The organism is Vibrio sp. Vb1729 (genome assembly GCF_033338655.1).
In the GTDB taxonomy this organism is placed as follows: domain Bacteria; phylum Pseudomonadota; class Gammaproteobacteria; order Enterobacterales; family Vibrionaceae; genus Vibrio; species Vibrio alginolyticus.
Genome location: NZ_JAWOTB010000017.1, coordinates 53,184 through 62,665, shown reverse-complemented (window position 1 = coordinate 62,665; position 9,482 = coordinate 53,184). Strand labels below are relative to the sequence as shown.

General features: G+C 44.1%; 10 protein-coding genes and 1 pseudogene. 2 read left to right on the top strand and 9 right to left on the bottom strand.

Going from position 1 to position 9,482, the window contains the following annotated elements; all coding sequences use genetic code 11:
* Positions 1-797: 797 nt before the first annotated feature.
* Entirely contained in the window at positions 798-1,427 is a 630-nt protein-coding gene (locus R7E29_RS10350; protein ID WP_053304219.1) for a DsbA family protein, read from the top strand.
* Between the two features lie 78 nt (positions 1,428-1,505).
* Here the strand turns inward: R7E29_RS10350 and R7E29_RS10345 are convergent, their stop codons facing one another.
* Positions 1,506-2,831 (bottom strand): Na+/H+ antiporter family protein, encoded by a 1,326-nt coding sequence (locus tag R7E29_RS10345; protein ID WP_017821192.1) that lies wholly within the window; start codon positions 2,829-2,831, stop codon positions 1,506-1,508.
* A 28-nt stretch (positions 2,832-2,859) separates the two neighbouring features.
* Positions 2,860-3,504 carry a ribonuclease T gene (gene rnt, locus R7E29_RS10340; RefSeq protein ID WP_005384888.1) on the bottom strand — a complete coding sequence of 215 codons (645 nt, stop codon included), beginning with the start codon at positions 3,502-3,504 and terminating at the stop codon, positions 2,860-2,862.
* 341 nt (positions 3,505-3,845) lie between these two features.
* Here rnt and motY point away from each other — a divergent pair, with 341 nt between their 5' ends.
* Positions 3,846-4,727, top strand: a complete 882-nt coding sequence (gene motY / locus R7E29_RS10335; RefSeq protein ID WP_054576234.1) for a flagellar protein MotY — start codon at positions 3,846-3,848, stop codon at positions 4,725-4,727.
* A gap of 120 nt (positions 4,728-4,847) precedes the next feature.
* Here the strand turns inward: motY and R7E29_RS10330 are convergent, their stop codons facing one another.
* The 7 genes and pseudogenes from R7E29_RS10330 to R7E29_RS10300 all read right to left on the bottom strand — a co-directional run.
* On the bottom strand, positions 4,848-5,282 hold the full coding sequence (locus R7E29_RS10330) for a DUF2753 domain-containing protein (protein ID WP_005384886.1): 435 nt from the start codon (positions 5,280-5,282) through the stop codon (positions 4,848-4,850).
* A 150-nt stretch (positions 5,283-5,432) separates the two neighbouring features.
* Positions 5,433-5,849, bottom strand: coding sequence for a lactoylglutathione lyase (gloA, locus tag R7E29_RS10325; protein ID WP_031780931.1), 417 nt, complete (start codon positions 5,847-5,849; stop codon positions 5,433-5,435).
* 32 nt (positions 5,850-5,881) lie between these two features.
* Entirely contained in the window at positions 5,882-6,523 is a 642-nt protein-coding gene (nth, locus tag R7E29_RS10320; RefSeq protein WP_005380743.1) for an endonuclease III, read from the bottom strand.
* A 64-nt stretch (positions 6,524-6,587) separates the two neighbouring features.
* Complete coding sequence (locus tag R7E29_RS10315; protein WP_005384881.1) at positions 6,588-7,280, bottom strand: electron transport complex subunit E; 693 nt, start codon at positions 7,278-7,280, stop codon at positions 6,588-6,590.
* Positions 7,280-7,912, bottom strand: coding sequence for an electron transport complex subunit RsxG (gene rsxG, locus R7E29_RS10310; protein WP_053304221.1), 633 nt, complete (start codon positions 7,910-7,912; stop codon positions 7,280-7,282). Before rsxG ends, R7E29_RS10315 begins: the two co-directional genes overlap by 1 nt.
* Positions 7,913-7,919: 7 nt before the next feature.
* Positions 7,920-8,966: an electron transport complex subunit RsxD gene (gene rsxD, locus R7E29_RS10305; RefSeq protein ID WP_054576233.1), complete on the bottom strand. Its 1,047-nt coding sequence runs from the start codon at positions 8,964-8,966 to the stop codon at positions 7,920-7,922.
* Positions 8,966-9,482: pseudogene (locus tag R7E29_RS10300) on the bottom strand (electron transport complex subunit RsxC); the annotation flags it as partial. The gene rsxD and the pseudogene R7E29_RS10300, both read right to left, overlap by 1 nt.

Here is a 9,482-nt window from a genome sequence, read left to right as displayed (position 1 = left end):
AGTTTAAGGCATATTAGCACACATAAAGAACTTGATTTTCACACAATCAACGCAGCCATACGGCTGCGTTTTTTTATTTTGGTCTCAAACTAAAGCTACAAGTCATATGGCGATGAACGGTTATGAACTCACGGGACAGACTGAGCGGATGACAAAATCCGCACTCTCCTCACCCGCCTGCGAGGTTTTTCGAGCAGTTTTTTTTCAGTTTTTGTGTACTGAAATTTAGTGGGGAGAGTTCCTAGAGTGTCTCGTAGGAAACCATATATATAGCGGGGCTTGCGAGAGAATAGAGCTACTTAGAGCCTAGACTGAGAGTGTTTTGAAAATTTCAAAGATTGAAAATATTTTCAGTAAATTCCAATTTTAATGATCTGGAAAGATCAAGGTGACTTTTGTAAGTGCATGAAAAATAAGTGTTGTTCAGAATTTTGTGAGAAATATAGATGATCAGGTGAGCGAAGATAAGATCTGATTAAGAGGGCATAGAGCCTTACTCTATAAGGCTTTAGAGCGAATTATTAAGATAAAGCAGTTTTTCAATTTATGAGACGGTATAATTAAACTCAGATGTCAAAATCACTGTGCAGTTAACGGGACAAAACCGCTGTTTACGTGTTGATGAAGAAGAGGGGAACGAGTGAGTGCTGGACCTATATTGTTATCAGGGTTACAAGCAAAACTCGTTAACTCTTAAGCAGAAACCAAGCAATAAGATTTAAATGTGTCGCCACTTTATCGCCATTTATTATTCTTGTTTCATTTAACTAATTGATTTTATAGGTTAAAAAATTAAAGTGGATATAAAGCTTTACTACGTGCATGACCCAATGTGCAGTTGGTGTTGGGGTTACAAACCAACGCTGGATAAACTAAAACAGCAACTGCCAGGTGTGATTCAGTTTGAGTATGTGGTTGGTGGTCTTGCGCCAGATACTAATTTACCGATGCCGCCCGAGATGCAACAAAAACTCGAAGGTATTTGGAAGCAGATTGAGCGCCAGTTAGGCACTAAGTTTAACTACGATTTCTGGAAGCTTTGTACGCCAGTTAGAAGCACTTACCAATCTTGTCGTGCGGTTATTGCAGCGGGCTTTCAAGATTCTTATGAGCAGATGCTAGAAGCGATTCAGCATGCGTATTACTTACGTGCGATGCCTCCTCATGAAGAAGCCACTCACTTGCAACTAGCGAGAGAAATTGGCTTGAATGTTCAGCAATTCAAGAATGATATGGACGGCTCTTTCTTAGAGGGTGTGTTCGAAGATCAATTGAGCCTTGCAAAGAGCCTAGGTGTGAACTCTTACCCTAGCTTGGTTCTTAAAATTAACGACGCTTATTTTCCGATTGCCATCGATTACCTGTCGACAGAACCAACCTTGAAGCTGATTCGTGAGCGTATTATTGACAATATGCCAGCGCAATAACCTCAGTTATGAATAACAAAAAGCCGCTCATTGAGCGGCTTTTTCGTAACTAAATGTATATCCATCCAAACAATAGTATTAAAGCACCATTGCTGCAATCCAACCAAAGATGATTAGAGGGATATTGTAATGGATAAAGGTTGGAACGACTGTTTCCCAAATGTGCTCATGTTGACCGTCGGCATTTAGACCAGATGTAGGGCCTAATGTAGAGTCAGAAGCTGGAGAGCCTGCATCACCTAACGCAGCTGCAGTACCTACCAGTGCAATCGTTGCCATCGGCGAGAAGCCGAATGCTAGCGCAAGAGGAACATAGATAGTTGCAAGGATTGGAATCGTAGAGAACGATGAACCAATGCCCATTGTTACTAATAGACCAACGATCAGCATCAGTAGTGCAGCTAGAGGCTTATTGTCACCGATGCTGGTTGATAGCGATTGTACTAGTGTTTCAACACCGCCAGTTTGCTTCATTACTGCTGCAAAACCTGCCGCTGCAATCATGATGAAGCCAATCATTGCCATCATGTGTACACCTTTAGTGAACACGTCGTGCGTCTCTTTCCATGCGATAACGCCGCCGAAAGTGAACACCATAAAGCCAGCTAGAGCACCGATAATCATTGAACCCGTGTAAAGCTGAACACCCAAAGCAGCGACAATACCAAGTGCCGCAACTAAGATGTGCTTTTTATTGATGACGTGATCGGTTTCGTCAACGACAGTCAACTCAGTTTCTTTGTAGACACGCGGTTTACGATAGCTCACAAAGATAGCCAGTAATAGACCAAACAGCATTCCTGCACCTGGCAGTAACATGGCGGTTGGGACTTGGCTTGCAACCACGTTTTCCAAACCGTTGTCATGTAGGTTCTTTAATAGAATGTTGTTTAAGAAAATACCGCCGAAACCAACAGGTAAGATCATGTAAGGTGTGATCAAACCGAAGGTAAGAACACACGCGACCAAACGTCGGTCGAGTTTAAGTTTCGCAAATACGCCCAAAAGAGGTGGAATCAAAATTGGAATAAAGGCGATATGGACCGGAATTACGTTCTGAGATGACATAGTGACAAGAACGAGCGCGACTAACACCGCGTACTTTAACCCGGTAGTTGACGCCGAGTTTTCTTTACCATTTAAGCGCTTGATAACACTTTTGGCCAGTAGATCCGTGATGCCTGATTTTGAGATGGCAACAGCGAAAGTACCTAACATGGCGTAGCTTAGCGCGATAGTTGCACCGCCACCTAGACCACTTTCAAATGCGGCAACCGTATCCCCAAGGCTCATGCCTGCGACTAGGCCGCCTACGATGGCACTAAACGTGAGGGCAACCACTACGTTTACGCGCATCAATGCTAACACGAGCATGACGCACACTGATATAACGACAGGATTCATACTTTTCCTAATATGTTGTGTTTACTTATTATTCTTCGTCGACAAGCGGCCAACCGCCGAGGGCCTTCCATTTGTTGACAATACCGCAGAATAATTCTGCTGTTTTTTGTGTATCGTAAAGCGCAGAGTGTGCTTCACGGTTATCAAATTCCATCCCGGCTGTTTTGCATGCTTTAGCGAGAACTGTTTGGCCATAAGCAAGGCCACTTAATGTAGCCGTATCAAAAGTAGCAAAGGGATGAAAAGGGACTCTTTTTAGTTTACAGCGTTCATTTGCTGCATTTACAAAACCCAAGTCGAATGCTGCGTTATGAGCAACCATAATTGCACGTGAGCAATCTGCGGCTTTTTGTTCTTTGCGAATAAGCTTATAAATTTCCTTTAGCGCCTCTTGCTCAGAAACAGCACCTCGAAGAGGGCTGAAAGGGTCACGAATACCATTGAATTCAAGCGCTTCTTTTTCTAAGTTAGCGCCTTCAAATGGTTCCACATGAAAATGAATGGTGGAGGCCGGATGCAACACGCCATGTTCGTCCATTTTCAACGTAACGGCACAGATTTCTAAAAGTGCATCAGTTTGAGCATTGAAACCAGCGGTCTCAACGTCTACTACCACAGGGAAATAACCACGAAAGCGTTTTTTCAAGGTTAGAGCTTCATTTTCTAGTGTCATGTTGGCTTATTTTTGTGTGACGAAGGCTGCATTATTGCAGATTATACCGATGAGAAAAACCGCAATTTAAGAGAAAACCGGAATTCTATTTTGCATCCAATCAATAAGTTTGTATTGCATATTATGTAGACGTTTATTCGCCATACTTTGCATCATGTAAACCGATAAAACATGAGGAAGTAAAACGCTAAGTGGCGGTTAAGGTGATTGGAACACTATGGCTCATATTAATGGCAGTGTGACAGATATTCCGATATTGGCGAGATTTTTGCATGCCCGTTGAAGTGGTTTTATTGATGCAATTTGACGGCAACAGACTGCCGTTTAAGAGACAGTATTAGATGAAGAAATGGCTGATTAGCAGTGGTGTTGTATTTTCGTTGTTTAGCACAAGCAGCTTCGCTTTGATGGGCAAACGTTATGCTGCAACTCCACAGCAATCTCAATGGGAAATGGTGGTCAATACACCATTAGAATGTCAGCTTGTACACCCCATTCCAAGCTTTGGAGATGCGGTATTTTCATCTCGTGCAAATAAAAAAATCAATTTAGACTTTGAGTTAAAAATGCGTCGTCCGATGGGAGAAACACGTAACGTCAGTCTCATTTCTATGCCGCCACCTTGGCGGCCAGGTGAACACGCCGATCGAATTACAAACCTAAAGTTTTTTAAACAGTTTGATGGTTATGTCGGAGGGCAAACAGCATGGGGCATTTTGTCTGAGCTGGAAAAAGGCCGTTATCCGACTTTTAGTTACCAAGATTGGCAGAGCCGAGATCAGAGAATTGAAGTCGCATTGTCATCAGTACTATTTCAAAACAAGTACAACGCGTTTAGCGACTGTATTTCCAACTTATTGAAATACAGTTTTGAGGACATTGCTTTTACGATTTTGCACTACGAAAGACAAGGTGATCAGTTAACCAAGGCTTCTAAAAAGCGTTTATCACAAATTGCAGATTATATCCGACATAATCAAGATATCGATCTCGTGCTGGTGGCGACGTACACAGATTCAACCGATGGTAAAAGTGCGAGTCAAAGTTTATCAGAGCGACGTGCAGAGTCACTTCGTGATTATTTTCAGTCTCTAGGGCTACCGGAAGATCGAATTCAAGTGCAAGGGTACGGCAAGCGTCGTCCTATTGCAGATAACGGTTCGCCAATAGGAAAAGACAAAAACCGCCGAGTCGTGATATCTCTAGGGCGAACCCAAGTGTGATGCATATAAAAACGCCGAAGCTGAAAGCTTCGGCGTTTTAGATTTACTGACGTTGTTAATAATATTTTAGTGGTATTTTGCCAAGCACCTTTCGGTGATTCCTGCTGTATAATTTGAATGTTAGTTTAAGCGGAATTTGGCAATGACTTCGCAATTGGTTGCGGTATCTATTTTTTCTACCTGTTTGGCAATAGCTGGATTAGGGTGACGCTTCATAAAGTCTATCAACGCCTTAGTACAGCATCCTATCGAGTCGATAAAGCTTGCACACTCTTTATTTGGGCATTGTGGGATAAGTGTTAAGACTTTCTCAGAGGCCAGTTGAAGATATTTGAGTTCATAGTCAGTATCTCCGGCCCAACGCCAGAACTGAGCTAAGTTATGACAAGAAATCACAGAAATTAATAATCGCTCGTCCGCCTCAATTTCCACACATTCGCTGATATCTTCACTCAGGCTTAGGGCTTGCTGGTAATGAAGAATGCTGCGAACAGGGTCATCTAGTTGAAGTGCCGTATCGGCTAGAAGTGTGTGTTTTTCCCATTCACTGATCATTATCGTAATCCCGCATATCGAAGTTGCGGATAAATCTAAACGATAACCATTATCAAGTAAAGAGTTTTGTTTATAAAAGGACAGGCAGATCGCAGACCTGCCTGTAATCGGAGTTCAACTTGCAGTACAAGTGATTATTAGAAGTGCCGCTTAGCCTTCAAGACCTGCTGAAGCTTGCTTGTTTTGAATAAGCTCAATCATATAACCATCTGGGTCTTTTACGAATGCAATGTGCGTGCTTCCGCCTTTTACTGGACCTGGCTCACGCGTCACATTACCGCCCGCCGCTTTGATAGCGTCGCAAGTTGCGTAGATATCATCAACACCAATGGCGATATGACCAAAAGCGGTACCTAAGTCATACTCAGTTTTACCCCAGTTGTAAGTCAGTTCGATCACTGCACCTTGGGATTCGTCACCATAACCAAGAAACGCTAGCGTGTATTCGTACTCTTTATTTTCGTTAGTACGAAGCAGCTGCATGCCCATAACTTCAGTGTAAAACTTGATGGATTTGTCTAGATCACCTACGCGAAGCATAGTGTGGAGAATTCGACCGTTTGACATTTTTTGCTCCTAGCTTTGATTTACAAATAGCGTTAGCTATCTGGGTATACTTTCTCTTTATATTCGCACAAATCTTCGATAATGCAGCTACCGCAGCGAGGCTTTCTTGCTACGCACGTATAACGACCATGAAGAATGAGCCAGTGGTGCACATCGAGTTTGAACTCTTTTGGCACAACTTTTAATAGCTTCTGCTCGACATCATCAACCGTTTTTCCCATCGCAAATTTAGTGCGATTCGACACGCGATAAATGTGCGTATCGACGGCAATAGTTGGCCAACCAAAAGCGGTGTTGAGCACGACGTTTGCGGTCTTGCGACCTACGCCTGGTAGCGCTTCTAACGCTGCACGATCTTCAGGAACTTCACCATTGTGTTTTTCCAACAAGATCTTACAAGTCTTGATTGTGTTTTCTGCCTTTGAGTTAAACAAACCGATGGTCTTTATGTATTCTTTTAAGCCATCGACTCCCAAATCAAGAATGCTTTGAGGTGTATTCGCTACAGGGAAAAGCTTGTCGGTGGCTTTATTGACGCTTACATCGGTTGCTTGAGCTGATAGTAATACAGCGATTAGCAGCTCAAAAGGGGAGCTCCAGTTAAGCTCAGTTTGAGGATTCGGATTGTTTTCTCGTAATCGTTCAAGAATCTCGATTCTTTTTATTTTGTTCATTGCTGACTTCCAATACCGTCTCTGCGGTTTATGAAAAAGGCTCCTATGACAGAGCCTTATCTTGTTATGCGTTAGTGACGCGAGCACGTTCTATGGTTGGTTTTTCTTCTTTTGGTTGACGTGCCTGAATTGAATTATCTATGACATTTTTGAGCGCTATCAACAGCCCAACGCCGATAAATGCACCAGGTGGGAGAAGCGCTAACAGGAAGCTATTGTCAAATTGGAAAACTTGAATCCGTAGAGCTGAAGCCCAGTCTCCTAGGAGCAGGTCTGCTCCGTCGAATAGTGTGCCATTACCAATTAATTCGCGCATGGCACCTAAAACAACCAAGACGCTCGTCATACCAAGCCCCATCCATAAACCGTCTAATGCTGCAGGCGCAACATCATTTTTTGAAGCATATGCTTCAGCTCGACCAATAATGATGCAGTTGGTTACAATCAGAGGAATAAAGATACCAAGAGATAGGTATAAACCATACGCATAGGCATTCATCAATAACTGAACACAGGTAACGAGAGAGGCAATGATCATCACGAACACAGGAATGCGGATCTCTTTTGGTACGTAATTACGAATAAGAGAAACCGTGACGTTGGAGCCGACCAGCACTAATAAGGTTGCAATACCAAGACCTAAGGCATTGGTTATCGTGGAAGAAACCGCTAGTAGTGGACACAGACCCAGCAGCTGTACGAGAGCAGGGTTATTGCTCCACATACCGTTTTTCATCAGCAATTTATTTTCACTCATTACTGCTCTCCTTCACAGCCCAAAGGCTGGCTAAGAATGTCTTCACGAGATTGGTTTACGTAGTTAACGGTATTTCGCACCACTTTTACGACGGCTCTAGGCGTGATCGTTGCACCAGTAAATTGATCGAAATCACCACCATCTTTACGAACTTTCCATGAGTTCCAGTTACTTTCCGTGACTTGTTTGCCCGTAAAGCTCAGGATCCAGTCGGTGACACGAAGATCGATTTTATCGCCCAGACCAGGGGTTTCTTGGTGGTTTAGGACGCGTGTCCCCAAAATATTGCCCTGATTATCAATCCCAGTAATCACTTTTATCTCACCATTGTAGCCATCTGGCGCGATAGATTCTATTGCGATTGCTGTTGGTTCACCATTCTTCGTGGCGAGGTAGACTGGCATCGCACGTAATGTCCCCAGATCTGGAGACGTGACCATTGTACAAGCTTGCGTGAGTGCGTTGTCATGCATGTTTTCTGGAATGACTTGATTCAAAACAGAAAGTAATTGTTTTTGCTCTTGTACCTTGATTTGGTCTTTTGTTAGGTACTGAGTAAGGGCGACTAATCCGGTTGTTGCACATGCAAATATCGCGAGTGTCAGACCATTTTTTCTAATAGCGGTTAACATGTTTACCTCAGTGACCGTAAGTTCTAGGTTTGGTGTAGTAATCGATCAGTGGCACACACATATTTGCAAGCAACACTGCAAATGCAACACCATCTGGGAAACCGCCCCAACTGCGAATGATAAAGACCAAAGCACCAATAAGCGCACCGAAGATTAAACGTCCTTTGACGGTGGTAGACGCCGAAACGGGATCGGTTGCAATAAAGAATGCGCCAAGCATGGTTGCACCAGATAACAAGTGTAAAACTGGCGACGCAGTTTCCCCTGGCGTCAGCAACGTGAACACTAGGCTAAACAGAGTCAGACTCGCAAGGAAACCTGCTGGAATATACCATTGGATGATACGCTTTTGGATCATGACTATGCCGCCAAGAAGGTAAGCAAGGTTTACCCATTGCCAACCAATACCACCTAAGCCATCAAATATTGGCTGCGACATTACTTCGCTTGGAGTGGCACCTGTAAGAATGCCAGTCTTAAATGCATCAAGTGGTGTCGCCATTGTCACGCCGTCAACTCCTGAGCGAACTTGCTGAAGTGATAAGCCGTCGTAATCATAGCCCGTAAAAATTAAAGAGAGTGTATCTGCAAAATTTACATGATCAGGTATGAGCGATGTCGGTGCACTCCAACTCGTCATTTGTACTGGGAAAGAGATCAACAAGACCACATAAGCGACCATTGCAGGGTTGAATAAGTTTTGTCCAAGGCCACCATAGAGGTGTTTAGCGATTACTATCGCAAAAATAAGCCCGATCACCATAATCCACCACGGAGACCATGGTGGTATAGCAACGGCTAACAACCAAGCGGTAACTATTGCACTGTTATCACGTAGCGCTCTCATTGGTGAGCGTTTACGACAGATCATGACTAAGGCTTCAAGGGATACAGCGACTGCAATGGCAAAAATCAGTTGAATAAGCGTACCCCAGCCAAAGAAGTAGGTTTGGGCTACTAAACCTGGAAGTGCGCAAAGTGCCACCCATTTCATTAAGTCTGGCGTACTACGACGACTGTGGGTATGCGGTGAACTGGCAATAAAAAACGACACTACTCGTTCTCCTCAGTATTATTTTTATTAGCTTCTTGTTGCGCTTTGCGTGCCTTCGCGCGCGCAATTGCTGCGGCAACCGCGGCTTTCTTCGGATCCACTTCTGGTTCTTCGGAGGTTGCTTCTTCAACAGGCTCTGTTTGCGTTTCTTGCTTCGCTTTGCGCGCTTTGGCTCGAGCGATGGCAGCAGCCACGGCGGCTTTTTTCGGATCGTCGGTTTGCTCGGCAGGTGCTTCAGCTTCTTCCGCTTCAGTTGAGTCTGCTTGTTTCGCTTTACGAGCCTTCGCGCGCGCAATTGCTGCGGGAACCGCGGCTTTCTTCGGATCCACTTCTGGTTCTTCGGAAGTTGCTTCTTCAACAGGCTCTGTTTGCGTTTCTTGCTTCGCTTTACGCGCTTTGGCACGTGCAATGGCAGCTGCCACGGCGGCTTTTTTCGGATCTTCGGTTTGCTCGGCAGGTGCTTCAGCTTCTTCCGCTTCAGATGAGTCTGCTTGCTTCGCTTTTCGCGCTTTGGCT